29 protein-coding genes and 1 tRNA gene are annotated in these 24325 nt (G+C 67.7%); 16 read left to right on the top strand and 14 right to left on the bottom strand.

Going from position 1 to position 24325, the window contains the following annotated elements; all coding sequences use genetic code 11:
* Window positions 1-43 precede the first annotated feature (43 nt).
* From UK23_RS50070 to UK23_RS09445, 4 genes are all read left to right on the top strand, one after another.
* Window positions 44-670 (top strand): FAD-binding oxidoreductase, encoded by a 627-nt coding sequence (locus UK23_RS50070; RefSeq protein WP_052684506.1) that lies wholly within the window; start codon window positions 44-46, stop codon window positions 668-670.
* A complete protein-coding gene (locus UK23_RS50065; RefSeq protein ID WP_052684505.1) occupies window positions 634-1362 on the top strand; it encodes a BBE domain-containing protein in 729 nt (242 codons plus the stop codon). Before UK23_RS50070 ends, UK23_RS50065 begins: the two co-directional genes overlap by 37 nt.
* Before the next feature lie 123 nt (window positions 1363-1485).
* A complete protein-coding gene (locus UK23_RS09450) occupies window positions 1486-2046 on the top strand; it encodes a Uma2 family endonuclease (protein ID WP_045311016.1) in 561 nt (186 codons plus the stop codon).
* Window positions 2047-2376: 330 nt separating this feature from the next.
* Window positions 2377-2450 (top strand) — tRNA-Asp (locus tag UK23_RS09445).
* Window positions 2451-2461: 11 nt separating this feature from the next.
* On the opposite strand, the gene UK23_RS09440 is transcribed toward UK23_RS09445, so the two are convergent.
* The gene (locus UK23_RS09440; RefSeq protein WP_196777673.1) at window positions 2462-3067 is read right to left on the bottom strand and encodes a dihydrofolate reductase family protein; all 606 of its coding nucleotides are present in this window, start codon (window positions 3065-3067) and stop codon (window positions 2462-2464) included.
* A 91-nt stretch (window positions 3068-3158) separates the two neighbouring features.
* Between UK23_RS09440 and UK23_RS09435 the strand changes: the two genes are divergently transcribed.
* Entirely contained in the window at window positions 3159-3770 is a 612-nt protein-coding gene (locus UK23_RS09435; RefSeq protein ID WP_045311014.1) for a class I SAM-dependent methyltransferase, read from the top strand.
* Here the strand turns inward: UK23_RS09435 and UK23_RS09430 are convergent.
* The 4 genes from UK23_RS09430 to UK23_RS09415 form a co-directional block, all read right to left on the bottom strand.
* Window positions 3764-5347, bottom strand: a complete 1584-nt coding sequence (locus tag UK23_RS09430) for a peptide-N4-asparagine amidase (RefSeq protein ID WP_045311013.1) — start codon at window positions 5345-5347, stop codon at window positions 3764-3766. The two genes, UK23_RS09435 and UK23_RS09430, sit on opposite strands and share 7 nt — an antisense overlap.
* 107 nt (window positions 5348-5454) lie before the next feature.
* Window positions 5455-5682 carry a hypothetical protein gene (locus UK23_RS09425; RefSeq protein ID WP_045311012.1) on the bottom strand — a complete coding sequence of 76 codons (228 nt, stop codon included), beginning with the start codon at window positions 5680-5682 and terminating at the stop codon, window positions 5455-5457.
* A 74-nt stretch (window positions 5683-5756) separates the two neighbouring features.
* On the bottom strand, window positions 5757-6188 hold the full coding sequence (locus UK23_RS09420; RefSeq protein WP_196777672.1) for an HD domain-containing protein: 432 nt from the start codon (window positions 6186-6188) through the stop codon (window positions 5757-5759).
* A 10-nt stretch (window positions 6189-6198) separates the two neighbouring features.
* Window positions 6199-7248 carry an SGNH/GDSL hydrolase family protein gene (locus UK23_RS09415; protein WP_052684504.1) on the bottom strand — a complete coding sequence of 350 codons (1050 nt, stop codon included), beginning with the start codon at window positions 7246-7248 and terminating at the stop codon, window positions 6199-6201.
* Between the two features lie 230 nt (window positions 7249-7478).
* On the opposite strand from UK23_RS09415, the gene UK23_RS09410 reads away from it, so the two are divergent.
* A complete protein-coding gene (locus UK23_RS09410; protein WP_045311010.1) occupies window positions 7479-8942 on the top strand; it encodes a chitinase in 1464 nt (487 codons plus the stop codon).
* On the opposite strand, the gene UK23_RS09405 is transcribed toward UK23_RS09410, so the two are convergent.
* The gene (locus tag UK23_RS09405; RefSeq protein ID WP_156212982.1) at window positions 8939-9616 is read right to left on the bottom strand and encodes a hypothetical protein; all 678 of its coding nucleotides are present in this window, start codon (window positions 9614-9616) and stop codon (window positions 8939-8941) included. The genes UK23_RS09410 and UK23_RS09405 overlap by 4 nt on opposite strands.
* Before the next feature lie 140 nt (window positions 9617-9756).
* Here UK23_RS09405 and UK23_RS09400 point away from each other — a divergent pair, with 140 nt between their 5' ends.
* The 3 genes from UK23_RS09400 to UK23_RS09390 are packed head-to-tail and all read left to right on the top strand — an operon-like array spanning window position 9757 to window position 13863.
* Window positions 9757-10803: a nitronate monooxygenase gene (locus UK23_RS09400; RefSeq protein ID WP_045311008.1), complete on the top strand. Its 1047-nt coding sequence runs from the start codon at window positions 9757-9759 to the stop codon at window positions 10801-10803.
* Window positions 10804-10813: 10 nt separating this feature from the next.
* Window positions 10814-12337 (top strand): DUF885 domain-containing protein, encoded by a 1524-nt coding sequence (locus UK23_RS09395; protein ID WP_330770019.1) that lies wholly within the window; start codon window positions 10814-10816, stop codon window positions 12335-12337.
* A complete protein-coding gene (locus UK23_RS09390; RefSeq protein ID WP_045311006.1) occupies window positions 12337-13863 on the top strand; it encodes a DUF885 domain-containing protein in 1527 nt (508 codons plus the stop codon). Before UK23_RS09395 ends, UK23_RS09390 begins: the two co-directional genes overlap by 1 nt.
* Here the strand turns inward: UK23_RS09390 and UK23_RS09385 are convergent.
* Together UK23_RS09385 and UK23_RS09380 are read right to left on the bottom strand one after the other, a co-directional pair.
* Complete coding sequence (locus UK23_RS09385; protein WP_045311005.1) at window positions 13838-15256, bottom strand: amino acid permease; 1419 nt, start codon at window positions 15254-15256, stop codon at window positions 13838-13840. The genes UK23_RS09390 and UK23_RS09385 overlap by 26 nt on opposite strands.
* A 115-nt stretch (window positions 15257-15371) precedes the next feature.
* Window positions 15372-16337 carry a zinc-binding dehydrogenase gene (locus UK23_RS09380; RefSeq protein WP_045311043.1) on the bottom strand — a complete coding sequence of 322 codons (966 nt, stop codon included), beginning with the start codon at window positions 16335-16337 and terminating at the stop codon, window positions 15372-15374.
* 70 nt (window positions 16338-16407) lie between these two features.
* Between UK23_RS09380 and UK23_RS09375 the strand changes: the two genes are divergently transcribed.
* The 4 genes from UK23_RS09375 to UK23_RS48415 are packed head-to-tail and all read left to right on the top strand — an operon-like array spanning window position 16408 to window position 17837.
* Window positions 16408-16629 carry a hypothetical protein gene (locus tag UK23_RS09375; RefSeq protein WP_045311004.1) on the top strand — a complete coding sequence of 74 codons (222 nt, stop codon included), beginning with the start codon at window positions 16408-16410 and terminating at the stop codon, window positions 16627-16629.
* A complete protein-coding gene (locus tag UK23_RS09370; RefSeq protein ID WP_045311003.1) occupies window positions 16626-17075 on the top strand; it encodes a ribonuclease domain-containing protein in 450 nt (149 codons plus the stop codon). Before UK23_RS09375 ends, UK23_RS09370 begins: the two co-directional genes overlap by 4 nt.
* The gene (locus tag UK23_RS09365; protein WP_045311002.1) at window positions 17072-17335 is read left to right on the top strand and encodes a barstar family protein; all 264 of its coding nucleotides are present in this window, start codon (window positions 17072-17074) and stop codon (window positions 17333-17335) included. Before UK23_RS09370 ends, UK23_RS09365 begins: the two co-directional genes overlap by 4 nt.
* Window positions 17336-17378: 43 nt before the next feature.
* Window positions 17379-17837 carry a hypothetical protein gene (locus UK23_RS48415; protein ID WP_156212981.1) on the top strand — a complete coding sequence of 153 codons (459 nt, stop codon included), beginning with the start codon at window positions 17379-17381 and terminating at the stop codon, window positions 17835-17837.
* Here the strand turns inward: UK23_RS48415 and UK23_RS09355 are convergent.
* Window positions 17834-18610, bottom strand: a complete 777-nt coding sequence (locus tag UK23_RS09355) for an enoyl-CoA hydratase family protein (RefSeq protein ID WP_045311001.1) — start codon at window positions 18608-18610, stop codon at window positions 17834-17836. The genes UK23_RS48415 and UK23_RS09355 overlap by 4 nt on opposite strands.
* Before the next feature lie 62 nt (window positions 18611-18672).
* Between UK23_RS09355 and UK23_RS09350 the strand changes: the two genes are divergently transcribed.
* Together UK23_RS09350 and UK23_RS09345 are read left to right on the top strand one after the other, a co-directional pair.
* Window positions 18673-19284, top strand: a complete 612-nt coding sequence (locus tag UK23_RS09350) for a DJ-1/PfpI family protein (RefSeq protein WP_045311000.1) — start codon at window positions 18673-18675, stop codon at window positions 19282-19284.
* Window positions 19271-19702, top strand: a complete 432-nt coding sequence (locus UK23_RS09345) for a MarR family winged helix-turn-helix transcriptional regulator (RefSeq protein WP_231114436.1) — start codon at window positions 19271-19273, stop codon at window positions 19700-19702. The genes UK23_RS09350 and UK23_RS09345 overlap by 14 nt, the downstream gene beginning before the upstream one ends.
* Before the next feature lie 28 nt (window positions 19703-19730).
* Here the strand turns inward: UK23_RS09345 and UK23_RS09340 are convergent, their stop codons facing one another.
* A complete protein-coding gene (locus UK23_RS09340; RefSeq protein WP_045310999.1) occupies window positions 19731-20345 on the bottom strand; it encodes a hypothetical protein in 615 nt (204 codons plus the stop codon).
* Between the two features lie 452 nt (window positions 20346-20797).
* Between UK23_RS09340 and UK23_RS54540 the strand changes: the two genes are divergently transcribed.
* Window positions 20798-20932 (top strand): hypothetical protein, encoded by a 135-nt coding sequence (locus tag UK23_RS54540; protein WP_269112256.1) that lies wholly within the window; start codon window positions 20798-20800, stop codon window positions 20930-20932.
* Here UK23_RS54540 and UK23_RS09335 read toward each other — a convergent pair.
* The 4 genes from UK23_RS09335 to UK23_RS09320 are packed head-to-tail and all read right to left on the bottom strand — an operon-like array spanning window position 20929 to window position 24322.
* Window positions 20929-21624, bottom strand: a complete 696-nt coding sequence (locus tag UK23_RS09335) for a sirohydrochlorin chelatase (RefSeq protein ID WP_156212980.1) — start codon at window positions 21622-21624, stop codon at window positions 20929-20931. The two genes, UK23_RS54540 and UK23_RS09335, sit on opposite strands and share 4 nt — an antisense overlap.
* Complete coding sequence (locus tag UK23_RS09330) at window positions 21621-22493, bottom strand: ABC transporter permease (RefSeq protein ID WP_082114528.1); 873 nt, start codon at window positions 22491-22493, stop codon at window positions 21621-21623. Before UK23_RS09330 ends, UK23_RS09335 begins: the two co-directional genes overlap by 4 nt.
* A complete protein-coding gene (locus UK23_RS09325; protein ID WP_045310998.1) occupies window positions 22477-23253 on the bottom strand; it encodes an ABC transporter ATP-binding protein in 777 nt (258 codons plus the stop codon). Before UK23_RS09325 ends, UK23_RS09330 begins: the two co-directional genes overlap by 17 nt.
* 19 nt (window positions 23254-23272) lie before the next feature.
* A complete protein-coding gene (locus tag UK23_RS09320) occupies window positions 23273-24322 on the bottom strand; it encodes an ABC transporter substrate-binding protein (RefSeq protein WP_045310997.1) in 1050 nt (349 codons plus the stop codon).
* Window positions 24323-24325: the final 3 nt, after the last annotated feature.

Here is a 24325-nt window from a genome sequence, read left to right as displayed (position 1 = left end):
ATCTGAGATTGTTTGCCCAGCTCAGCCTCGACATGATTGCTTCATGACCGATTACCTCACCAAGACCGATGCCGGCTACGACACCGAGCGCTCCGGCTACAACCTCTCCGTCGAGCACCGGCCCGAGGTCGTCGTGCCGGCAGCGTCCGTCGACGACGTGATCGCCGCCGTCCGCTACGCCGGGGAGCACGGCCTGGGTGTCGCGGTCCAGGCCACCGGGCACGGCCCGTCCCGCAGCGCCGACGGCCAGGTCCTGATCACCACCTCGCGGCTCGACGGCATCACCATCGACCCCGCGGCCCGCACCGCCCGGATCGAGGCCGGAGTGCGCGGCGGAGCGCTGGTGCGTGCCGCCGCCGAACACGGGCTGGCGCCGCTGAACGGCTCCTCACCCGAGGTCGGCGCGGTTTCGTACCACCTCGGCGGCGGGCTCGGGATCCTCGGCCGCGGTCTCGGCTGGGCGGTCGACCACGTGCGCGCCATCGAGATCGTCACCGCCGACGCCTCGCTGCTCTGGGTGACCGCGACGTCGCACCCGGACCTGTTCTGGGCGGTGGTGGCAAAGGATTCTTCGGCGTCGTCACCGCCATCGAGATCGACCTGCACCCGATCACCCGGATCTACGGCGGCGGCATGCACTTCGCGGCCGACACCGCCGAACGCGCCCTGAGCACGTGGGCGGAGTGGACTCGCACCGTCCCCGAGACGATGAGCTCGTCGGTGCTGCTGATCCGGATGCCCGACCTCCCGTTCCTGCCCGACCACCTTCGCGGCCGCTATGTGCTGCACCTGCGGTTCGCCTACACCGGGTCTGCGGAAGAGGGGAAGCTGCTCGTCGAGCCGTTCCGCGAGCTCGGGCCGATCACCGACACCGTCACGGAGATGCCCTACACCGCGGTCGGCACCATCCACGCCGAACCCACCACGCCGGTGGCGTTCCACGCCCGCAACACCATGCTGGAATCGCTGGACGCCGGCGCCGTCGCGGAACTGCTGCGCCACGCGGGTCCCTCGGCCGACGCTCCTTACCTCGTCGAGCTGCGTCACACCGGCGGCGCGCTGAACCGTCCGGGCGCGGTGCCCAGCGCGTTGGGGCGCCGCGACGGGCAGTACGTCCTCTACGCCGGAGCTGCCGCATCACCTGAGCAAGTTCCGGCCCTGCACGCGGCGTTCGACCAGCTGTTCACCGGGATGAAGCCTTGGTCGACCGGCGGCGTGTGCGTGAACTTCCTGTCGGGGCCTGACATCACGGCCGCCGAGCTCGCCACCGGGTATCTGCCGGGCGACTTCGATCGGCTCGCCGCCATCAAGAACACCGTTGACCCCCAGGACATGTTCCGCACACATCACGGCCGGGCATAGCAGATAGTTCTGGTGTTCGGTGGTGACACACGATCGAGTGGCGCCACCGGCGAGGTCCAGATTTGGGTCAAAACTGTCGGGGCTCTCTGGGACGGTTGGCAGCACAACCGAAAGGAGGGGACCATGACAGTCATGGCGATTGGCGTGAACGGAAGTCCCTTTACGGTCGAAGACCTGGAGGGCATGCCCGATGACGGCCACCGCTACGAACTCATCGACGGGACGCTGCTGGTGAGCCCGGCGCCTGTGCCGCGGCACCAGAAGATCGTCGCGAAGCTGCTGGTCAAGCTGGACCCCTCATGTCCAGCTGACCTGCACGTGTTTCCGGCACCGTTGGCGGTACGGCCGTCGATGACTCTTGAAGTGCAGCCAGATCTTCTGGTCTGCAGGGACAGCGATCTCACGGACAAGCTGCTGCCGGTCGCGCCGCTGCTCGCGGTCGAGATCCTGTCGCCGAGCACCGCGCTGATCGACCTCAACATGAAGAAGGCGGTCTACGAGCGACTCGGCGTGCCGAGTTACTGGATCATCGATCCGGACGTGCCGACCCTGACCGTGTTCGAGTTCGGTGCCGACGGCCTGTACGAGCAGACGGTCGTGGTCAAGGCGGATGAGGTGTTCGAGGCGACGGCGCCGTTCCCGGTGAAGTTCTCGCCCGCCGAGTTGCTGGGCACCCTGAAGTAACTTGTCGCTGGCCGGTGACTTAGGCGCAGCATCGCGGTCGTATGACGAGACGGCACCAAAGCTCTCGGACACCTCATCGGGTCCGGAGTCGGCCGCAAGCTGGTCCGCGATCTGCTCTCAGCTCCGGCATTTTTAATGTGTTGACCGCAGATGTCGCGCTCGGCAAGACTTCGGGCAACATCGAGCGAAGGAGGCGTCATGACGTGGGATCTCGGGTCGCCGCGCCAACGCCTCGATGATGTTGGCTCCCCTGTCATGACCTGGTGAGATGCCAGCTCGGGGAGCCGTCCGTCGGGGAATCCGATTCGGGCGGCTTTTTCTTTTCCTGATGCTCACGTGGCCCAGCGGCTAGGGCACCGCATTGTCGATGCGGCGATTCGCGGGTTCGAGTCCCGTCGTGAGCGCAATTGCCCGACTATTTGCCGACGCGGTAGGTGACGTGCGTGAAGCCGTTGCCCGCCCGCGTCTCCACCTGCTCCAGGTTCAGTGCCGGCACACCGTCGAACAACCGCGTGCCGGCGCCGAGCGTGATCGGCACGATGCGCAGCCGCAGTTCGTCGATCACGCCCTTGGTGAGGTACTGGTTGATGGTGGTCGCGCCGCCGTGGATCGAGATGTTGCCGTCTCCGGCCGCCTCGCACGCGAGCTTGAACGCGGCGTCGATGCCGTCGGTGACGAAGTGGAACGTGGTGCCGCCGTCCATCGGCTGCGGATCGCGGGCGTGATGCGTGAGCACGAAGACCGGGGCGTGGTACGGCGGGTTGTCGCCCCACCAGCCGTTCCACTCGCGGTCCCAGTCGCCGCGGATCGGGCCGAACATGTTGCGGCCCATGATGAACGCCTTGGTCTCGGCCAACCTGTCCATCTGCAGCCGCATTTCGGCGGGGTCCTCCATCCAGGCGTGCAGCCTGCTGCCCCAGCCGTCGCCGCCGTCGTCTCCGAACGGGCGGTCCTCGCGCTGGTTGAGGCCCGCCGAGAAGCCGTCGAGTGAGATCGTCAGGTCGCAGGTCACCTTGGTCATGGCTCCCACCATGCCCGCTCTGTCGACCGCGTGTTGCTGGATCGGCAACGTTTGTTGCCAGTCTGGCATGAATGAGCGCACTGTCAGGAGCATGACGACTGCGCAGGAGTTCTGGGAGACCTTCTACTCGGAGCGGGACCAGGTGTGGTCCGGCAAGCCGAACCCGTTGCTGGTGCGGGAGGCCGAGCGGCTGAAGCCCGGCAGCGCCCTGGACATCGGGTGCGCCGAGGGTGGCGACGCCGTGTGGCTCGCGAAAAAGGGCTGGCGAGTGCTGGGGGTGGACGTGTCGCAGGTGGCGCTGGACCGGGCGGTGAAGCACGCGTACGACGAGGGGGTCGAGTTCGCGGTGGAGCGGCACGACCTCAAGGAGACGTTTCCCGAGGGGCTGTACGACCTGGTCAGCGCGCAGTTCCTGCACTCGCCGGTCGAGGAGGACGGGGAACGCAACAGCATCCTCAAGCGAGCGGCACAAGCGGTGGCGCCGGGCGGGCACCTGATCATCGGCGGGCACGCGGGGGCGCCGTCGTGGTCCGAGCACCAGGACCACTACTTCCCGACCACCAAGGACGTGCTCGACCACCTCGAGCTCGGAGACAACTGGATCGTCATCACCGATGAGGTGGTCGAGCGGCCGCTCACAGGGCCGGATGGTCAGCAGGAGTCGCGCAAGGACAACGTCCTGACCATCAAGCGTCTCTACTGAGGAACCACGTACCCGTGCTCGGTCTTCAGCGTGCGCTGGTGGAAACGGCCGTCCACCGTGCCGCGCCAGCGTTCGCTGGACGAGCCGTCGGCGTAGGAGAGCACGCCGTCCGTCCGCCCGAAGCCGCCTTGCGTGTCGAGGGAGTCATCAACAAATCGGGCGCCGTCGCCAACCGTCCACAAGCGACGTCCCATGTGGACGGAAGCGTCGATGCGATAGTTGTTGTCGTTCACGATGTTCTGCGTGACGTCCACGTTGAGCGGGAAGTCGAACCCGTCGAGCCTCCCCTTCGAGGAGTACGCGCCGGTCACCTTCTGGTCGGTCTTCTGCTTGGTCGCCTTCTCCGCGAGCGAGGTTGTGTTGGAGAACGTCCAAGCGCCCTGTGAGAAGACCTGCTGCGTGCCGTGCGACGTCCTGATCGCGCCACTGGTCCGCCAGGCCCGCCGCACCTGCGTCTTGATCGTCACGTCCAGGTCCGTGCCGGTCGTGACGGTCTTGACGTCAGCAGCTGGTACATCGGTGCTGCTCAGCGTTCCGGTCACGCGCTGAACCCCGGGATCCGTGGTGGCGAACAGGTTTCCGCCCAACGTCCAGTCGTCCACGATCCCGCGTGGCGGCACCAGGTCGATCGTGTGCGCCTTCCCGTCGGTCAGCGTTCCGATGAAGGGGCTCAGGTCGATCGTGTACGGCAGCGTGTCAATGGCGTCGATGGCCGAGATCGGCCGCCACAGCATCGGTGCCACACCGCCGGTGTAGATCACCGAGTACGGGGCGACCACGCCGGCCGGCCGTCCGTCGACGAGCACCGAGACCTCGCGATACGTTCCGCCGCCACAAAGTCCGGCGTCCGGGAACTTCGCGGCGAGGTCGCTCGGCACGTTCGACCACCAGAACTCCTCGCAGCCGCCACCCCGCGCGTAGATCTCGGCCGTCAGCTTCGCGGTGTTCGGCGGAACGACGAGCTGCTTCGAGAACTTCTTGCCGTCCTTGAGGAACTGCCAGCCGGGCAACGCGGCATCAGCGGACAGCGGCAGCACCACGTCGGCCTGGCGAGGCGCCGGATACCGAGGGGAAGCCTGGTAGTAGGTGACCGTGACCTCGATGTCGAACGGGCCGGTGTAGGTGTCGTTGACGACGTTGCCGAGATCCACCACGAACGGCTGCGCCTTGGTCAGCAGCGGCGTGAAAGCCGTGATGTCGCGGTCGAAGTGCCACACGATGCCGGACGGGTCGGGCTCCGGCGTCGACGTCCGCAGCACCTCCGCCCCGCCGATCCACAACCCGGCGAGCCGGTCGAACTGACGTCCCTTGCTGCGTCCCGTCCAGTCCAGCACGACCTTCGTCCACGGCCCGGCGCATTCCGGTGGTGGCGCGAGCGTGCCCACGAACGGCTGGCCGTACGAGTTCGCGAACGTGTGCCGCATCGCCGTGACAACACACGACTTCGTCGGCGGACGGCTCACCGCGGGGATCGCCTGGAGTGGATCTTGGTAGTCCGTGACCACCCGGTCGGCCATCGCCGCGGGCACCGGCAGGAGCGCGAGCACGGCCAACGCGGTGGCGAGGATTCGACGCATGGCCGGACGCTATCGCCGCACACGACGACCGGCATCCGTTCACGGTTGCCGGAAACGCAAAAGGCCACCCTCGGCACCATTGCCGGGGTGGCCCACACGTGAACCGGTCAGGCGGAACGCAGGAGGCGGTCCATCGCCTGGCGGTTGATGATCGAACGGAGCTCGGTCGTCTCCTCGCTGGTGTGGCGGGAGAGGATGGCGTCCAGCTCGATCCGGTCGCTCTCGGTGGTGTAGCTGGCCAACTGCCGCTCCAGGCTCTGACGCTGAAGACGAGCGGCACGGCGCGTGGCCAAGCTCGAGCGCAGGGACTTCACGGACAGGTCGTGGCGGGTCATCTTGTCCTTCCAATCTTGGTTACGTTTCGATAATACACCCTGTTCAAGTGACCTGTACCGATGAAGAAGGTTAGTTAACTCACGAACTCGGCGAGCAACCTCAGCGCGTTCGCGTACTTGATCTGCAGACGGGCCTGGGTCTCGGCGTCCAGACGGGCCATGCGGGCGGGCGAGAGGTTGTCGGCGATGTCCGCGCGTTTCACGGTGAGCGCCAACGGGTTCGCGGCCACGCGGCGCAAGTAGACGTCCTGCGGTTCGTCCGGGAGATGCGACAACGCCACTACGGCGTCGACCACAGCAGCGGGACATCCACTAGCCGTGAGGTCGGAAGCGGTCACCGAGGTGTCCTCGATGACGTCGTGCAAGACGGCGGCCATCTGCGCGTGTTCACCCTCCATGGATGCCATCACCCGCAGCGGGTGGCCGATGTACGGACGGCCGGACTTGTCGACCTGGCCGTCGTGGGCGGTCGTGGCGAGTGCGATGGCGTCAGAAAGGGTGAACACGCGCATCAAGCTAGAGCAGCGAGAGGTCCACCGCCTGGCCCATGGCCTGATAACCGGCGTCGGTGAGGTGCAGGTGGTCCGTCTTGGCGAACTCCTCGCGCAGGAACGTCGGCTTCAGCGGATCCCGCACGGCAGCGTCGAAGTCCACGACGCCGTCGAACGCGCCCGACTCGCGGATCCACTTGTTCACCGCGGAACGCACGGCCTCGCGTGCGTCGGTGTAGTTCGCGTAGCCGCCCATCGGCGTGATGGTCGCGCCCAACACACGCACGTGCTTCGAGTGCGCGAGAGAGATGACCTTCTTGTACCCGTCGCGCAGCTCCTCGAACGTCGCGTCGGGCTTGGCCTTGATGTCGTTGATGCCCTCCAGCACGATCAACGTCCGCACGCCGGCGCGGTCGAGCACGTCCCGTGGTGTGCGGGAAATGCCGGAAACGCCATACGTGCCATCACGGAGAAGCTGGTTGCCGGAGATGCCGGAGTTGACCACGCCGTAAGAGGTTCGCGACGCGAGCACGTCGGTCCACCGCCGGTTGGCGCCGCCCGTGGAACCCGAGCCGTCGGTGATCGAGTCGCCCAGCGCCACCACGGAACCGCGCACCGAGGACGTCACGGCCACCTCGGACAGGTAGTACCAGGACGAGATCTTCTGCGTGAACGTCGTGCCCGCGACGTCACGGGCGTGGTCGCCGGGAGCCACGTAGTTGGTGGACAACGCACTGCGGTGGTAGGTCGGAGTGGCCGGTGCGGCGGAAGCCCAGATCGACACGGCCACCGAGGAGTCGGCGACCGTCTTCAGCGCCACCGGGTCGGAGAGCACTTCGCCACCGCGTGGCACCACGACGGACTCGCGGCCGCGGAAAGTCACCCGGCGCGGGGTGGAGCCGAGCGCGGCACCGGTTCCGGGAGGAGCAACGGACACCTTGCCCACGGTCAGGTCGCCGGAGCTGAACACGTTCGACAGTCGCACTCGGACGGTGGAGCCGCCCACGGTCAGCCGGACGATGTTTCGGACCGTATAAGAGGTGCCGCTGACATCCGATGACACCGGTGTCTGCATCGCGGATCCCCACGCCGCCACCCAGCCGGGAGAAGCTGAGACTGGTGTCGCAAATCCCAGCAACAGAGCCAGAACAGCTAGTAAGCGCATGCCACTCCTCAACGTCAAAGGCGGCACGCACACGATAAATACATCCGATGACCAGCGCAATGCTTGACCTGGGGCAGTGGTCTAGTCCATTTTTAGGCGAACTCACAACATGGCCGCCGCATGATGTGTGGAGGTGGACCATGTCCAAGACCAGACGAGCAGCGATAGCGCTGCTGTCCGCGTTATTCGCCTGTGCCGGTCTGGTGTTGGTGATCAACGGCAGCGCCGTCGCCGCGAACCTCGCGGCCAACAGCGGCTTCGAAGCCGGGAACCTCAGCGGCTGGACCTGCACCGAGGGCACCAGCGCGACCACGGGCACCAAGCGCACCGGCAGCTACGCCCTGCAGGGCGCGCCGGTCGGGCAGAGCAACGCGCAATGCCAGCAAACCGTGACGGTGCAACCGAACACGGCCTACAAGCTGAGCGCGTGGGTGCAGGGCAGCTACGTCTACCTCGGTGTCACCGGCGGTGTGGAGAAGCAGACCTGGACGCCGGGCACGAGCGGTTTCCAGCAGCTGACCGTCGACTTCACCACCGGCAGCGCCACCAGCGTCACGATCTACGTCCACGGCTGGTACGGCCAGCCCGCCTACTTCGCGGACGACTTCAACCTCGACGGCCCCGGCACGCCGCCGACGACCACTACGACGACGTCCACCACGACCACGACGACGACCACGACCACCACCACGACCGGCAACCCGCCGAACACCGGTCTGCCCAAGCACGTCCTGACGGGCTACTGGCAGAACTTCTACAACGGTGCACGCGCACTCAAGCTCGCTGACGTCCCCACCACCTACGACATCGTCGCGGTCTCGTTCGCCGACGCGACGGGCACGCCGGGGCAGGTCGCGTTCCACCTCGACTCGGGGCTGAGCAGCCAGCTCGGCGGCTACACCGACGCGCAGTTCAAGGCCGACGTCAGGACCCTGCAGAACCGCGGCCAGAAGGTGATCATCAGCGTCGGCGGCCAGAACGGCACCATCAGCGTCAGCGACTCCAACTCGGCGAACAACTTCGCGAACAGCATCAAGTCGCTGATCACGAACTACGGCTTCAACGGCGTCGACATCGACCTGGAGAACGGCGTCAACTCCACCTACATGGGCCAGGCGCTGCGCAGCATCCACGCCGGCGGCGGCACCGTGATCACCATGGCGCCGCAGACGATCGACATGCAGAACACCGGCGCCGAGTACTTCAAGCTGGCGTTGAACATCAAGGACATCCTGACGATCGTCAACATGCAGTACTACAACTCCGGCTCGATGCTCGGCTGCGACCAGCAGGTCTACAGCCAGGGCACGGTCAACTTCCTGACCGCGCTCGCGTGCATCCAGCTGCAGTCCGGTCTGCGCGCGGACCAGGTCGGCCTTGGTCTGCCCGCGTCACCCTCGGGTGCCGGTGGCGGGTACCAGTCGCCCTCCAACGTCAACAACGCCTTGAGCTGCCTCGCTCGCGGCACCAGTTGCGGGACGTTCAAGCCGAGCACGACCTGGCCGTCCATTCGCGGCGCCATGACGTGGTCGATCAACTGGGACGCGTCGAACAACTGGCAGTTCGCCAACACGGTCGCCCCTCACCTGGACTCCCTGCCCTAGGTGATGGCCTGACCGGCCGGCGGCCCGGGGAGGCCGAACAGCCTCCCCACCGCCGGTGCGACGGCCTCCACAGTGGACAGACCTCCGCCCGCGACGAGCAACGGCACCGGTGCCGCCGGTCCGGGAACCCTGCTCACCACGGACTTCAGGTGCCGCAACGCCACCGCGCGGTCGGACGCGGGCCCGGTCCAGCGCAGCTGCCTGCCCGCGACCGCGACCTTGCCGCGCAGCAACGAATCCGCGTCGATGTGGCGCTGCCAGGACACCGCCGGGCACCCGCCGGCGACGACCACCAGCGCGGACCGTTCCCAGCGCCCGGTCGCTTCGAGGTGGCGGACGAGCTTGCCCACCTGCGCGTCCGAGGTGCGCACGGCCAGCGAGCGGACGATGCCCAGCGGTGGGTCGCAGTCGCCGAACTTCACGTGCACGAGCTCGGGATCCTCCGTGTCGATCAAGGTGTGCAGGGTGTGCGACGTGAACGCGTCGGCCGGGTGTTCCGGATCTGGCAGGACCGTGCGGAAACCCAGTTCCCGCACAGACGTCAGGAGGTCGGGCACCGCGGTCCCGGAGAATCGGGTTCCTTCGCCGAGCAGGGTCAGGAGGGTGGGGGTCAGCGCCTCGCTGACGTCTTCGGGTCGCAGTCCGTCGAGGACCACCACGTACACGCGCCGCATCACCCCCACACCTTGGCCTACCCGTGTGGCCGGAAAGTGAACTGCACAGTTCAGGGGGAGTTCGTCCAAATGCCGTTGCGTCATCAAGGACACAGCTGCTTCACCGGGCATCCACCGCCCGGTCCAACTAGGTTGTGCTCATGTTCCACACGCTGGCCGTGCCCGTGATCGCCGCGCCCATGGCAGGTGGCGCCTCCACCCCCGAGCTGGTCGCCGCGGTGAGCGACGCAGGTGGGTTCGGGTTCCTCGCGGCCGGCTACATCACGGTCGAGCAGCTCGCGGAGAAGATCACCCAGACGAGCCAGCTCACGAGCAAGCCGTTCGGGGTCAACCTGTTCGTGCCCGGCACCCGGCCGACCGCCGACATCTCGTCCTACGTGGACCGCGTCACGGCCTGCGCGGAGAAGGTCGGCGCGGTGCCCGGCGACCCGCGCTGGGACGACGACAACTACGCCGCCAAGCTCGAGCTCGTGCTGGCGCTGCGGGTGCCGGTCGTGTCGTTCACGTTCGGGCTGCCGGACGCGGACGACGTGCAGCGGCTCAAGGCGACCGGGACGACGATCGTCGTGACGGTCACCACGCCGAGCGAGGCCCGGCAGGCGCAGCAGATCGGCGCGGACGTCCTGTGCGTGCAGGGTGCGGACGCCGGTGCCCACCGCGGCACGTTCACCGACGACGGCATCTCGCCCGGCGGTGGCGAGCTGTACGGGACGCTCGCCGCTCTCACTCTGGTCCGCAACACCGTCGACCTCCCGGTGATCGCGACCGGCGGGCTGATGCGCGGCGCCGACGTGGCCGCGGTGCTGGCGGCCGGGGCGGTCGCGGCGCAGCTCGGCACGGCGTTCCTCGGGTGCCCGGAGGCGGGAACCACTGCGGTGCACCGGGAAGCGCTCGCGGAGGGGGCGCGCAGGACGGCTTTGACGCGCGCGTTCACCGGAAGGCCCGCGCGCGGCCTGGTGAACCGGTTCCTGATCGAGAACAGCGTGCACGCGCCCGCCGCGTACCCGAACGTGCACCACCTCACCAAACCGGTGCGCGCGACCGGTGAGCTGGAGGTCATGTCGCTCTGGGCGGGCACCACGTACCCGCTGGCGACCGCGGAACCGGCCGCCGACATCGTCCGAAGGCTCCACGCCGAGCTCACGGATGTGGTCAATTCCTTGGCGGAGCGCTTCCAGCGCGGCTAAGAAGGAGAGCGTGACCTCGCTCTCCGAAGAGATGTTCCTGGCGATGATGGACTGGGCGCCGACGTTCGCCACCGTCGTCGCCGTGCCCGGCTGGGACGACCGGCTCGAAGACCTCAGCGTCGACGGCCAGGCGGCTCTGCGCGCCCGGCTCGCGGACATCCTGAGCCGCGTCGACGGGAGTGACGAGGACCAGGTCGCCAAGGACGTGATCCGGCACCAGGCCACCTCGATCATCAACCTGATCGACGCCAGGCTGGTCGAGCACTCCGTGGCCCGCGGGCTGAACGCTCCGGTCGCGGCCCTGCTCAGGATGGCGTCGCAGGTCGACTTCTCCCGGCGGCTGCACCTCGTACCGCGGTTCCTGGACCAGGCGGCGCAACGGCTGCGCGACACCGACCGCAGGCCGTTGCGCCGGCACGTCCAGGGCGGCGCGGCCCACGTCGAGCGCTTTCTCGCCTCGCCGAAGCAGGAGTGGGAGGGCGACGCGGACCTGCGACCCGCGTTCGCGAAGTACCGCGAGTTCCTGCTGTCCGTCGAAGGACGCGACGACGAGCACGCCGGTCTTTGCTGGTTGCCCGACGGCGAGGAGAACTACCGCAAGCTCGTCCGCGACTACACGACCGCGCCCTACACCCCTGCCGAACTGCACCAGCTCGGACTCGACCTGATCGCCGGCCTGCACGAGGAGTACGCCACGATCGGCTCGCGGGTGTGGGGGACGGCCGACGTGCCGGAGATCTTCCGGAGGCTGCGCACGGACCTGTTGTGGGCCAACGAGGACGAGATGCTCACCAGCGCGGTGGAGACCGTCGCGCGGGCCGAGGCGGAGGCGCCGAACTGGTTCGGCCGGCTGCCGCGAGCACGCTGCGAGGTCCGGTTCGTGCCCGAGATGGACCGCCAGGCCGCCGCGTTCGCGTACTACGTGGACGCCGCGCTCGACGGGTCCCGTCCCGGCATCTACTTCGTGAACCCGTTCAACGCCACCGATCGCAGCCGCACGTTGTCCGAGGTGACGGCGTTCCACGAGGCCATTCCCGGCCACCACTTCCAGCTCTCGATCGCCGCCGAGACGTCGTTGTCGAACCTGCGCAAGTTCGCGTTCATCGACTCCTACATCGAGGGCTGGGGTCTCTACACCGAGCGGCTGGCCGACGAGATGGGCCTGTACTCGTCGGACGAGGCACGGCTGGGCATGCTCGGGCTCGACGCGATGCGTGCCGGGCGGCTGGTGGTCGACACCGGCCTGCACGCGCTCGGGTGGTCGCGGCAGCAGGCCGTCGACTACCTCCGCGAGAACACCGTGATGGACGCCTCGGAGATCGACTCCGAGGTAGACCGGTACATCGAGACGCCGGGGCAGGCGCTGGCGTACATGGTGGGGCGCCTGGAGATCCAGCGGGTGCGGGCCGACGCCGAGACGAAGATGGGCGCGCGGTTCGACGTTCGCGCGTTCCACGACCTGGTGCTGGAGAACGGCGCGGTGCCGCTCTCGACGCTGGGGGACCTGGTCACCGACTGGGCGGGGAGGGCCTGATGTCACTCGATCAGGAGATGTTCGAGGCGGCCATGGAATGGTCGCCGTTCCTGGCCTCGATGTACGGGATGCCCGACTGGGACGACAAGCTCACGGACCTGAGCACTGAGGGCGAAGGGGCGTTGCGGGCGCGGATCGTGAGCATCCTCGACCGCGCCGCGACGAGCGATCTGGACCCGGTCACGCTGGCCGTGCTGCGGCACCAGGGCGAGACGATCGTGGCCCGCATCGACGCCAGGCTGGTCGAGCACACGGTCGGGAACGGGTTCGCCGCACCGGTCAACGCGTTGCTGATGATGGCGGCACGGGTGGACGTGTCGAAGCGCCAGCACAAGATCGCGCGGCACGTCGACCAAGCGGCGGGGAGGGTGCGCGACTCGGACCGGCGGCCGTTGGCGCGGCACCTGAAGGCCGGCGTGACGCGGATGGAGAGCTTCCTCGCCTCGCCCGAGCAGGAGTGGGAAGGCCCGGCGTCGCAGGAGATCCGCGCGGCCATCGCGAGATTTCGCGAGGTGCTGACGTCAGTGGAAGGCCGTCCCGACGACAAGCCGGGCATCTGCTGGTTGCCGGAGGGCGAGCAGAACTACGCCAACCTCGTCCGCAACTACACGACGACCTCGTACACCCCGGCCGCGTTGCACCGGCTCGGTCTGGACCTGATGGACGGCCTGCGCGAGGAGTACGCGGAGATCGGCTCACGGGTGTGGGGCACGTCCGACGTCACCGACATCTTCCGGCGGTTGCGCACGGAACTGTTGTGGGACAACGAAGACGAGATGGTCACGCACGCCACTGAGGCGATCGCGCGGGCCGAAGCCGCCGCACCTCAATGGTTCGGTCGCATGCCTTCCGTCGGCTGCGAGGTCCGGCTGGTGGGCGAGGCGGAACGGGAGACCGCGGCGATCGCGTTCTACCAACCGGCGCCGCTGGACGGGTCGCGGCTCGGCACCTACTGGCTGAACCCGTTGGGCGCCACCGAACGCAGCCGCACGCTGTCCGAGGTGACGGCGTTTCACGAAGCTGTTCCCGGGCACCACTACCAGCTCTCCATCGCCGCCGGGACCGAGCAGTCCGACCTGCGCCGGTTCGCGTTCATCGAGGCGTACTCGGAGGGCTGGGGCCTCTACACCGAGCGGCTCGCGGACGAGATGGGGCTGTACTCGTCGGACGAGCAACGCCTCGGGATGCTGGGGCTCGACGGGATGCGCGCCGGGCGGCTGGTGGTCGACACCGGGCTGCACGCGTTCGGGTGGACCCGGCAGCAGGCCGTCGACTACCTGCGCGAGAACACCGCGATGCCCGAGCCCGAGATCCAGTCCGAGATCGACAGGTACATCGAGGTGCCAGGGCAGGCGCTGGCGTACATGGTGGGGCGCTTGGAGATCCAGCGCGTTCGTGCCGAAGCGGCCGCCCGGCTGGGCGACCGCTTCGACGTTCGCGCGTTCCACGACCTGGTGATCGGGCTCGGACCGGTGCCGCTGTCCGTGCTCGATCAGCAGGTCACTGCTTGGACTGCTGCTCCATGACGGAGTGGCGCCGCGAGTAGGTGAAGTAGATGACCATGCCGATCACGAACCAGATCGCGAACCGCGCCCACGTCTCCGGGTTGAGGAACGTGATCAGCCAGATCGAGAAGATCACGCCGATGATCGGCACGACCGGCATGCCCGGCGTCCTGAACGTGCGCGGCAGGTCGGGCTGCTTGTAGCGCAACACGATCACGGCGACGCAGACCACGACGAACGCCAGCAGGATGCCGATGTTGGTGAGCTCGGCGGCCTCCGCGATCGGCAGGAACCCGGCGATGACCGCCGAGGCGATGCCCAGCACCCAGGTGATGCGCGACGGCACGTGCTTCACCGGGTGGGTCTTCGCGAACCACTTGGGCAGCAGGCCGTCGCGGCTCATCGAGTACCCGACTCGGGCGGCGCCCAGGAGGAACGTGAAGAGCACCGTCGTGATGCCGAGGATGGCGCCGACGCTGATGATGATGCCCAGCCAGTTGTAACCGATGTCCGCGAACGCCGTGGCGAACGCGCTCTCCGCGTCGATGTCCTTGAAGTTGACCATGCCGGTGAGCACCAGGCACGCCAGCACGTACAGGACCATCGAGATCGCCAGCGAGTAGATGATCGCCTTGGGCATGTGGCGCTGCGAGTCCTTCGACTCCTCGGCCGCGGTGCTCATCGCGTCGTAGCCGAACACCGCGAAGAAGACCGTTGCGGCACCGGTGAAAGCGCCGCTCAGGCCGAACGGGAAGAACGGGTTGTAGTTGTCGGTGTCGATGTGGAAGACGCCGACACCGATCACCAGCAGCACCACGGCGATCTTCAGGTACACCAACGTGGTTTCGAACCGCGCCGCGTTCTTCATGCCGAGGTTCAGCACGTACGCGATCAGCAGGCAGAGGATCACCGCGAACAGGTTGACCTTGTAGGAGCCGGGTTCGACGCCTTGGCCTTCCGTGCCCGGCGCGCCCAGCATCCATTGGGGGAGATGGATGTTGAGCAGGCTCAGCAGTTCGGTGAAGTAGCCGGAGATGCCGATCGCGACCACCGCCACGATCGCGGTGTACTCCAGCAGCAGGTCCCAGCCGATGAACCAGCCGACGATCTCACCGAGCACCGCGTAGCCGTAGGTGTAAGCACTGCCCGCCTTGGGGATCAGGCCCGCGAACTCCGCGTACGAGAACGCCGCCGCCGCGCTCGCGATACCGGCCACCAGGAACGAGATCAGCACGGCCGGGCCGGCCGTCTTGTTCGCGACGGCGCCGGCGAGCGAGAAGATGCCCGCGCCGATGATTCCGCCGATGCCGATCGCGGTCAGCTGCCACAGGCCCAGCGTTCTGGTGAGCCCGTCGCCCTTGTCGTCGGCGATCTGGTCGATGGGCTTGCGCCTGAAGACGCCCTGCGTAGTCATGCCGTCATCTCCCTTGATGGTGGGTCCCGGCGAACCTATGCGTGTCAACTGTCACGCGGTTTGTCCGAGCCCACCAATCAGGAAGCCGATTTTTGGCCGATCGGGCTGTTTACGGCTATCGGGTGAAGACGATCTTGCCCGCGGTCTCACCGTCGAGCATGGACTTGAGGCCCTGCTCGGCGTCCTCGAACTTCAGCTCCGCGCCGATCTGCGGCTTGAGGCCGTTGAGCGCGCAGAACTGGATGAGGTCGCCCAGCTCCTCGCGGGTGCCCATGGTCGAGCCGACCACGCGCAGCTGCAGGAAGAACAGCCGCTGCAGCTCGGCCGCGGAGGCGTCGCCGGACGTCGCGCCGGAGATCACCACGATGCCGCCGGGCTTCAACGCCTTCATCGAGTGCGACCAGGTGGCCTTGCCGACGGTCTCGAACACGGCGTCGACCCGTTCGGGCAAGCGCGCACCCGACTCGAAGACCGCGTGGGCACCGAGAGTGGTGGCCAGCGCGCGCTTCTCCTCGCTGCGGCCGGTGACCCAGACGCGGAAACCGGCGGCGCGGCCCAGTTGGATGAGCGCGGTCGAGACACCACCCGAGGCGCCCTGCACGAGCATCGTCTGGCCGGGACGCAGGCCGGACTTCACGAACAGCATCCGGTACGCCGTGAGCCACGCCGTGCCCATGCAGGCGGCCTCGGCGAACGTGAGGCCAGCGGGCTTGGGCAGTGCGTTGCGGGCGGGGACTGTGACGTAGTCGGCGAACGTGCCCTGGTGCTTCTCGGTGAGCAGCGTGCGCTTCGGGTCGAGCGTCTCCTCACCGGACCAGTTCGGGTCGCCGATGACCGAGTGCAGCACCACCTCGGTGCCGTCGTCGAGGGTGCCGGCGCCGTCGCAGCCCAGGATCATCGGGAACTGCTCGGGCTTGATGCCGACGCCGCGCAACGTCCACAGGTCGTGCATGTTGAGGCTGGCCGCCTTGACCGCGACGCGCACCCACCCGTTCGGGACCTCGGGCTCGGGGCGCTCGCCGACCCGAAGCGAGGCCAGCGGGTTCTCAGGACTGGGTTCTGCTGCGTAAACGGCGAACATGGTTCGCAACATACCGACCGATGGCCTGGCCAAATGCCGTGACACCGGTCACGAGACTAGGCTCGCGTGCGTGGACTGGCTTTGGCAGTGGTGGGACGGCGTCGAGTTGTGGCTCGTGCAGCTGCCCGTGGCCGTGCAGTTCCCCGTCGTGATGATCGTGGTGCTGCCGCTGTGCCTGGGCGTGGCGCGGCTGATCGACCGGGTCGCTGACTGGGGTGCGAAGAACCCGGCGTCACGCGTCGACGACGCGGCTCCGGAGCCCGAGCCCGAGCCGGAGAAGGTCGCCGCGTGAGTCCTGGTCGCCGCCTGACCGTCGCACTGGTCGGGCTCATCGCGCTGGTCGTGATCGGGTGGTTCGTCAAGACCAACACGTCCGGGCCTCCTCCCGAGGTCACCAAGCCGGTCGTCACGAGCGCCGCGCAGGCCGAGAAGGTGCCCGGCGCGAACTCGGGGCTCGACGTCGAGGCGCTGTCGAAGCTGCCGTCCGAGGCCGCGAAGACGTGGAAGCTGATCGAGTCGAAGGGCCCGTTCCCGTACCCGCGCAACGACGGCGTGACGTTCGAGAACCGGGAGAAGCGGCTGCCCGCGCAGAAGTCCGGGTACTACAAGGAGTACACGGTGCCGACGCCCGGCAGTCCCGACCGGGGCGCGCGCCGGATGGTCACCGGTTCGGAAAAGGAAGTCTTCTACACCGGCGACCACTATTCGACGTTCGTCGTCGTGGACGTGAATAAATGAAACGGCACATTCTCGTTTCGGAAAAGGCCGCGGCGATCTCGGCGATCGCGGCCGCTCTCGACTTCCCGTCGTGGTTCGGGCAGAACCTGGACGCGCTGTACGACAGCCTGACCGATCTGTCCTGGCTGCCGGCCGGTGAGTACGTGCTGGTCGTGCCGGTCGATTTGGATCCTTCCGTTTCGGAAGTCCTTCGTGACGCGGTGAAGCGGAACGCTGAATCAGGTGATCACAAACTGCGGGTTGTTCGCACAGAACGGTGATCCGCGCTGCGGATTCGCTGTCCAGAGTGGACAGTGCGATTCCATGGGAACGCAATTCCGTCGCACGGGCTTTTTGCTCGTGCTCGCCGCGGCCGCCGCTGCCTGCGATTCGGGCGAGGACGTGGGTCAGGTGTCCGCCGCCGCGATGAGCGAAGCCGCTCCTAGTTCGGGCGACCCCGGTTGCACGCAGGAGGACCCGTTCACGCCGTTCGACACGGTGGACGGCGACAACCCGATCACCATGCAGAACGGCAGGGTGATCGAGCTGCGCGCGTCGAACAGGTCCAAGTGCGCGTGGGGCCGCATCTCGTCCGGGGCGCCCGGCGAGGAGGTGTGGACCGAGCGCAAGGACCCCACGGCGAACGAGCACGAGGGGCCGCTCGGTCAGACCAAGATCGACTCCGGCACCGCCAAGTACACGTCGGCGTTCAAGAACGACGGCAAGGTCATGCGCGCCTGCGGGACGTCGCAGGGCAAGACCGAGTGCACCGGCTGGTTCTAGCCCTCTGCCGGCACCCAGGACGGCTTGCGCTTCTCCTTGAACGCCGCGATGCCCTCCTGGCCCTCCGGTCCGCCGAAGTGCCGTGCCGACAGTTCGAGCATGTCCGCGAAGACGTCGCCGAGGTTCGTCGATCGTTCCTGCTGCAGCATCTGCTTGGTGGCCGCGAGGGCGCTGGGAGCGCCGAGCGCGAGCATGTCGGTGTAGCGGCGGACTTCGGCGTCGACGCCGTCAACCGGGACAGCCGAGTTGAGCAGACCGATCTGGGTTGCCCGCTGGGCGTCGAAGGCCTCGCCGGTCAGGAACAGCTCGTGGGCCTGGCGGGAGAGCAGGCGCGGCAGCACGGTCACCGAGATGACGGCCGGCACCACGCCGATCCGGACCTCGCTGAACGCGAACGTGGCCTCGTTGGCGGCAACGGCGATGTCGCACGCCGCGACGATGCCGACGCCGCCCGCGCGGGCCGGGCCCTTGAGTGCGGCCACGACGGGTTTCGGACTGGTCCAAAGCTGCTCGAGGATCGCCGGGAACTCGTTGACGCCCTGGTCTCCCGCGCTCGCGCCGGCGGCCTCCTTGAGGTCCATGCCGGAGCAGAACACGGAACCCGTGTGGGTCAGCACGACCACGCGCACCTGATCGTCCTTCGCTGCTGTGCTCAGGTGCTCTTTGAGCTCGCGGCGCAACTGGGACGACAGGGCGTTGCGGTTGTGGGGGGAGTCCAGCGTGATCGTCGCGATGCCACGCTGCACCTCGTAGTGGACCAGCTCGTCTGCCATGTGGCTGACCTTAGCGTTTGGGTTTGTTGACAGTATGCTGTCATTCATGACAGCATACTGTCATGACAACGGTGTACCTGGCTCTGGTCGACGGTCTTTCGGACTGGGAGTACGGCCACGCGGCCGCCCAGATCAACATCCAGGCGTTCCAGCAGCAGCCTGGTCGCTACGAGATCAAGACGGTTGCGGTCTCGTTGGACCCGGTGCGCACGATCGGCGGTGTGCGGATGCTGCCGGACGTGACGATCGCGGACGTCGACGTTGCCGGTTCCGCGATGCTGATCCTGATCGGCAGCGACTCGTGGGAGGCGGGGGCGAACGTTGCGCTGGGTCAGTTGGCGCGGCGGTTCCGGGAGGCGGGCAAGCCGGTGGCGGCGATCTGCGGCGCGACGATCGGGCTCGCGCGTGAAGGGCTGCTGGACGACGTCAAGCACACGTCGAACTTCCCCGGCGAGCTGGGCGAGTACGGCGGATCGGAGCTGTACCAGGACGTTCGTGCCATGCGGGACCGCGGCGTGATCACGGCCGGCGGTGCGAGCGCGCTGGAGTGGACGCGCGAGATCCTGCTCGAGCTGGAGGCCTACCGGCCGCAGACCGTGGACGCCTGGTACGGGTTGTACCGCGAGGACAACATGGCTGCGTTCGAGAGGCTGATGGCGAGTGTCCAGGACTGAGTCGGGCGACGTCCTCACCGACGTCGTGATGCGGACTTTTCGTTTGTACAGCGCGTTCATGGACGCGGCCGAGGTGATGGCGAAGCCCGTCGGCCTGACCGCGGCGTGGTGGCAGGTGCTGGGTCCGGTGCTGCGCGAGCCGTTGTCCGTGTCGGGCATCGCGCGGGAGATCGGGCTGGCCCGTCAGTCCGTGCAGCGGATCACGGATCTGTTGGTGGACAAGGGTTTGGCGGAGTACCTGCCGAACCCTGCACATGCCCGCGCGAAGCTGGTCCGGCCTACTCCCGAGGGCTACGCGGCGATCACGCGCCTGCGGGAGGCGCAGCACGAGTGGGCGAACCGCGTCAGTGCGCAGGTCTCGCTGGAAGACCTGCGCACGACGCTCGCCACGATGACGGCTCTGATCGCTAGTTCCTGATGCCCGGCAGGGGGTTGGGCATCAGGAACTAGCCGATGGTCGTGGTCGTCAGGACGGGGCTGGGGTCCGGGTAGCCCTTCGCGGCGGCGTTGACCGGGAAGCCGATGACCGTGACGACGGCGGTGAAGGTGAGGCCGGGGGCGTCGTAGCTGGTGCCGCCGAGCTTCGTGGTGATGGTGCCGGTGCCGCCGGCCTGCAGGTTGATCGTGACCGTCGGCAGCTCGAAGTCCGCGCCGCCCTTGATCGGACCGGGCACGCTCAGCACGACGTCGTTGCCCTGCAAGGCGATTGTCGGCGTGCCACCCAGCCCGGAGCCGCCGGACAGCGACGCGGACTGGAACTTCGAGTTGCCCGGCACCGGCAGCCTGAGCGCGAGACCCTTGATCTCACGCACCTGCCGCCCGCCGGCCTCGGACGGGATCTTGTTGGGCGCGGGGTCGATGGTGACCTTGAGCGTTCCGTTGGGCGCGACGGTCGCTGGGGCTGCCGCGTCGACACCCTGGTCGAGAGTGAAGTCCGACGACTGCCCGGCGGCGCTCGCGCGGAGCTTGTAGGTGATGGTCTGCGGAGCTGCTGACGCGGTGGTGGCTGAGAACATCAGCATCGGTACCAGTAGCAGGGACGCGAATCCGGCTAGTTTCATGGCCTCTCCCCGATGAGTGGACGAGGGACATTTCCAGCACGCGGCGTAGTCACCTGACTACTCATGAGTAGGTTTCACGTCAACAGTTCACACTTCACATCGCCCGAACGGCGCTGCGCATTCGATCTTGTGGCGGCGGCCGTAAGTGGAAGTGTTCAGGGCCAAATGAGCTAGCGTGGAGGTTTCGCCTCTTGTCCGGTCACTCACGTCGAGCTTCCCGAACACGTGCAGCAGATGGCTCTTGACGGTCGCTTCGCTGACGTTCGGCTGGGCTTCGGCATCGTGGTGTCCGTCGCCGGCATGGCATTCCACCCGAGGCCTGGGCGCTAGGACGCTGGAAAGCGCGAAGCCCAGGCAGCGACCGTCCGGACGCGAACCTGGGCCCACTTCCTCCACCTAGCGGCGAGCAGTGTCACCTCACGAAGTCCAGCCTGGTCCTGCTCATCCTGTCGATGGTCTACGCGGCCGTCATCGCCCTGCTCGCGGTCTCCGGCTCGAGCGCACTCACCGCGGTCGCGATCGCCGGGGGAGCGTTGCTCGGCATCGGCTGGGCAACGGTCGGGTACCTGTCGAACCAGAAGGCCTAAGCGGCCACGGTCTGGCGGGCGAGGGCGGAGTCGTAGCGGTCCAGCACCAGCTGGGCCACCTCGACGTCGTCACCCAACGGGCGCGCCACCACGGCCTCGCCCGCCAGGGACGCCACCTTGTCCGGCAACAACCCCGGTGCCAAGAACCACGACGCCACAGCGATCCGCGTGGCTCCACGAGAACGCAACCGCTCAACCGCCTCGGGCACGGTCGGCGAGGCGATCGACGCGAACGCCGCCTCCACGCCGGCCCAACCCGACTCGCGAGCCCACCGCCGGGCGACGTGCGCCACGGCCTCGTTGGCCGGACCGTGCGACGACCCGGCGCCGGCCAGAACCACGCCCAACGACCGGTCCCCAAAAGAAACCCCGGCCTCGGACAGCCGCCGCAGAGCCGCCGACTCCAGCCGAGGATCAGGCCCCAGCACGTCGGTCACCACCGCAGGCACCCGAGACTCGGCGACAGCGGCCGGAACATCAACGCGTGCATGATAAGCCTTGCCCAGCAACAAAGGAACGACCACAGCCGGCCCGCGCAGCACGTCGCTCAACCGAGGCGCGCACAGGTCCAGGAAGCACCCGCGCACGTCCAACTCGGGCCGCAACGACCGAACCACGTCCAAAAGCTGATGAATCGACGCGGCTGAACGAGGATCACGGCTGCCGTGTGCAACGGCGACGAGCGGAATCACAGCGCCCCCGTCAGTCCACGAGCCCGCAGCACCGCACGCTCCAACGGACGGAACAGCAGCAGCTCGATCCCGATACCCACCAACAGGATCAGGAAGATCGCCGCGATCACCATGTTGATGTCGTTCAACGACGACCCGTTGTGCAGGTACTGCCCGAGCCCGACACCGAGCTGGGGCGACGTCGCGATGATCTCCGCGGCCATCAGCGACCGCCACGAGAACGCCCACCCCTGCTTCAACCCCGCCAGATACCCGGGCAGCGCGGCAGGCAACAGGATGTGCCGCGCGGAAGCCAGCCGACCGGCCCCGAGAGCACGCCCCACCCGAGGCAGCAGTGGCGGAATCTGGTCGATCCCGGCCACCAGCCCGTTGGCGATGGACGGCACCGACCCCATCAGCACCACGAAGTAGATCGTGGACGGCGTCACGCCGAACCACAGGATCGCGGCCGGAACCCAAGCCACCGAAGGAAGTGACTGCAGACCGGTCAGCAACGACCCGATCGCCGCCCGCACCACCCGGACCTTGGCGACCAGCAGCCCGAGCGGAGTGGCGATCAGCACCGCCGCGACGAACCCGAACACCGCGCGGTGCAACGAGGTCCACAGCACCTCGAACGCCTCACCGGTCGAGATCGAGCGAACGAGCTCGTTCCACACGTTGACCGGGGCGGGCAGCTGGAACTCCGGCAGGATCGCCGACGCCCACAACGCCTGCCACACGCCCAGAAGCAGCGCGAACGCGATGATCGGTGGGACGCCGGTCTTCAGGAAACGGCGCCAGATCGGCGGCCTGTGCGCCTCTACGGGCACATCCAGCGCGTCGAGTCCGGCGCCGACCTTGTCGAGCGTGTCAGACGGCGTGGCCACTGATGACCTCTCGCAGATGGGTGTTGATCTCGTCGAGCACCGTGTCGGAGGACGACGTGACGTCCCACTCGCGCACCACACGGCCGGGGCGCGAGGACAGCAGCACAACGCGCTGACCGAGGCGCACGGCCTCGCGGACGTCGTGCGTCACGAAGATGATCGCGGTGTTCGTGGTCTCCCACACGCGCAGCAGTTCGCTCTGCAGCACGTCACGTGTGATGGCGTCCAACGCGGCGAACGGCTCGTCCATCAGCAGAAGCGCCGGCGCACCGTCAGCCGACACGGTGGTGGACGCCAGCGCGCGGGCCAGAGCCACGCGCTGACGCATACCACCGGACAACTCGTGCGGACGCTTGTCCGCGACGTCACCGAGCCGCACGAGTTCGAGCAGCTCCAGCGCACGACGCTTGCGCGCCAACCGGCCCACACCGGCGAAGCGCAGCGCCAGCTCGACGTTGCGGGCGGCGGTGAGCCACGGCATCAGAGCGGGCTCCTGGAACATCACGGCCGGGCGCGACGTGTTGAGCTGCAGCTCACCCGACGTGGCGCCGTCCAGGCCGGCGACGATGTTCAGCAGCGTGCTCTTGCCGCAGCCCGACGCGCCGAGAAGGCACACGAACTCGCCGGGCCTGACCTTCAGATCAACCCCGTCGAGGGCCACCACGGCCGAGCTGCCGTGGCCGAACACCTTGCGGACGCCGGCCAGTTCGACGGCAGTATCCACAGTAGACAGAACAGTGGTCTCGAGCGTGGCGGTCATGTCCGTGTCCCCTCGGTACTTACTTCTTGTCCAGACCGGCTGCTTGCACCTGCGGCTTGCCCTGTGCCTGAAGAACCTTGTTCAGCAACGTGAAGTCGGCGTACCCGGCGACGTTCGCGGCCTCGGTGGCCACACCCGCGGTCACGGCGTCCTTCGCGAGCTGCGGGAAGGTCTTCGCCTGCGCGTCCGTGGTGAGCTCGATGTTCTGCCACGCGGCGTCGAGGATCTTGTCGCCGAGCTTCTTGGACGTGAGCTTCTCCAGCGCGGCGTTCACGGTCTTCTTCGCGTCGTCGGCGTTGCCCTTGGCCCAGTCGACGGCGGCGACGTGGCCCTTGAGCACGGCCTCGACGGTCTCCGGGTGCTCCTGCAGGAACTTCGTCCGCACGATGATCACCGTGGTCGGGAACTGCCCGCCCTCCCACAGGGTCTTCTCGTCGAGCAGCACCTTCGCGCCCGCCTCGGCGACGACGCGCGACGACCACGGCTCCGGCAGCCACGCGCCCTGGATGTCGCCCTTCTTGAACAGGTCGAGGGTCTGCGCGTTCTCGACGTTCTGGACGGTGACCTGGCCGGTGAGGTTCTGGCCCGCCAGGTACTTCTTCAGCGCGACGTCCTGCGTGTTCGCGAGCTGCGGCGTGGCGACGGTCTTGCCCTTGAGGTCCTCGACCGAGTTGATCTCGGGCTTCACGACCAGCTGAGCGCCGCCGGACGTGGCGCCGGAGATGAGCTTCACGGCCTCGCCCTTGGACTTCGCGTAGGCGTTGATCGCCGGGCCGGACCCGATGTAGGCGATGTCGAGCGACTCGCCCAGCAACGCGTTCACCTCGTCCGGACCCGCGTTGAACGTCTGCGTCGTGAGCTTGGTGCTGCCGAGCTCCTTGGCGAACAAGCCCTTCTCGACACCGATCAGCGCGGCGGCGTGGGTCACGTTCGGGAAGTACCCGAGGCGGACCTCGGTCGCGGCACCCTTCGACTGGGCGGCGGCTGGTTCGTCGGTGGCGCGGCGGCTGCAACCGGACAGTGCTGTCAGCGCGATGAGTGCGATGGCGACTGCGGGCTTGAGGTTCACGAC

This window comes from Lentzea aerocolonigenes (assembly GCF_000955955.1).
Classification (GTDB): Bacteria; Actinomycetota; Actinomycetes; order Mycobacteriales; family Pseudonocardiaceae; genus Lentzea; species Lentzea aerocolonigenes_A.
The sequence above is the reverse complement of the archived record's forward strand: the minus strand, read 5'-3'. Positions and strand labels throughout refer to the sequence as shown.

Excerpts from the sequence above, each read along its gene's own strand:
- UK23_RS50070 (WP_052684506.1), top strand. The coding sequence starts at position 44 with ATGACCGATTACCTCACCAAGACCGATGCCGGCTACGACACCGAGCGC.
- UK23_RS50065 (WP_052684505.1), top strand. The coding sequence starts at position 634 with ATGCACTTCGCGGCCGACACCGCCGAACGCGCCCTGAGCACGTGGGCG.
- UK23_RS09450 (WP_045311016.1), top strand. The coding sequence starts at position 1,486 with ATGACAGTCATGGCGATTGGCGTGAACGGAAGTCCCTTTACGGTCGAA.
- UK23_RS09440 (WP_196777673.1), bottom strand. The coding sequence starts at position 3,067 with ATGACCAAGGTGACCTGCGACCTGACGATCTCACTCGACGGCTTCTCG.
- UK23_RS09435 (WP_045311014.1), top strand. The coding sequence starts at position 3,159 with ATGACGACTGCGCAGGAGTTCTGGGAGACCTTCTACTCGGAGCGGGAC.
- UK23_RS09430 (WP_045311013.1), bottom strand. The coding sequence starts at position 5,347 with ATGCGTCGAATCCTCGCCACCGCGTTGGCCGTGCTCGCGCTCCTGCCG.
- UK23_RS09425 (WP_045311012.1), bottom strand. The coding sequence starts at position 5,682 with ATGACCCGCCACGACCTGTCCGTGAAGTCCCTGCGCTCGAGCTTGGCC.
- UK23_RS09415 (WP_052684504.1), bottom strand. The coding sequence starts at position 7,248 with ATGCAGACACCGGTGTCATCGGATGTCAGCGGCACCTCTTATACGGTC.
- UK23_RS09410 (WP_045311010.1), top strand. The coding sequence starts at position 7,479 with ATGTCCAAGACCAGACGAGCAGCGATAGCGCTGCTGTCCGCGTTATTC.
- UK23_RS09405 (WP_156212982.1), bottom strand. The coding sequence starts at position 9,616 with ATGCGGCGCGTGTACGTGGTGGTCCTCGACGGACTGCGACCCGAAGAC.
- UK23_RS09400 (WP_045311008.1), top strand. The coding sequence starts at position 9,757 with ATGTTCCACACGCTGGCCGTGCCCGTGATCGCCGCGCCCATGGCAGGT.
- UK23_RS09390 (WP_045311006.1), top strand. The coding sequence starts at position 12,337 with ATGTCACTCGATCAGGAGATGTTCGAGGCGGCCATGGAATGGTCGCCG.
- UK23_RS09385 (WP_045311005.1), bottom strand. The coding sequence starts at position 15,256 with ATGACTACGCAGGGCGTCTTCAGGCGCAAGCCCATCGACCAGATCGCC.
- UK23_RS09380 (WP_045311043.1), bottom strand. The coding sequence starts at position 16,337 with ATGTTCGCCGTTTACGCAGCAGAACCCAGTCCTGAGAACCCGCTGGCC.
- UK23_RS09365 (WP_045311002.1), top strand. The coding sequence starts at position 17,072 with ATGAAACGGCACATTCTCGTTTCGGAAAAGGCCGCGGCGATCTCGGCG.
- UK23_RS48415 (WP_156212981.1), top strand. The coding sequence starts at position 17,379 with ATGGGAACGCAATTCCGTCGCACGGGCTTTTTGCTCGTGCTCGCCGCG.
- UK23_RS09355 (WP_045311001.1), bottom strand. The coding sequence starts at position 18,610 with ATGGCAGACGAGCTGGTCCACTACGAGGTGCAGCGTGGCATCGCGACG.
- UK23_RS09350 (WP_045311000.1), top strand. The coding sequence starts at position 18,673 with ATGACAACGGTGTACCTGGCTCTGGTCGACGGTCTTTCGGACTGGGAG.
- UK23_RS09340 (WP_045310999.1), bottom strand. The coding sequence starts at position 20,345 with ATGAAACTAGCCGGATTCGCGTCCCTGCTACTGGTACCGATGCTGATG.
- UK23_RS54540 (WP_269112256.1), top strand. The coding sequence starts at position 20,798 with ATGGTCTACGCGGCCGTCATCGCCCTGCTCGCGGTCTCCGGCTCGAGC.
- UK23_RS09325 (WP_045310998.1), bottom strand. The coding sequence starts at position 23,253 with ATGACCGCCACGCTCGAGACCACTGTTCTGTCTACTGTGGATACTGCC.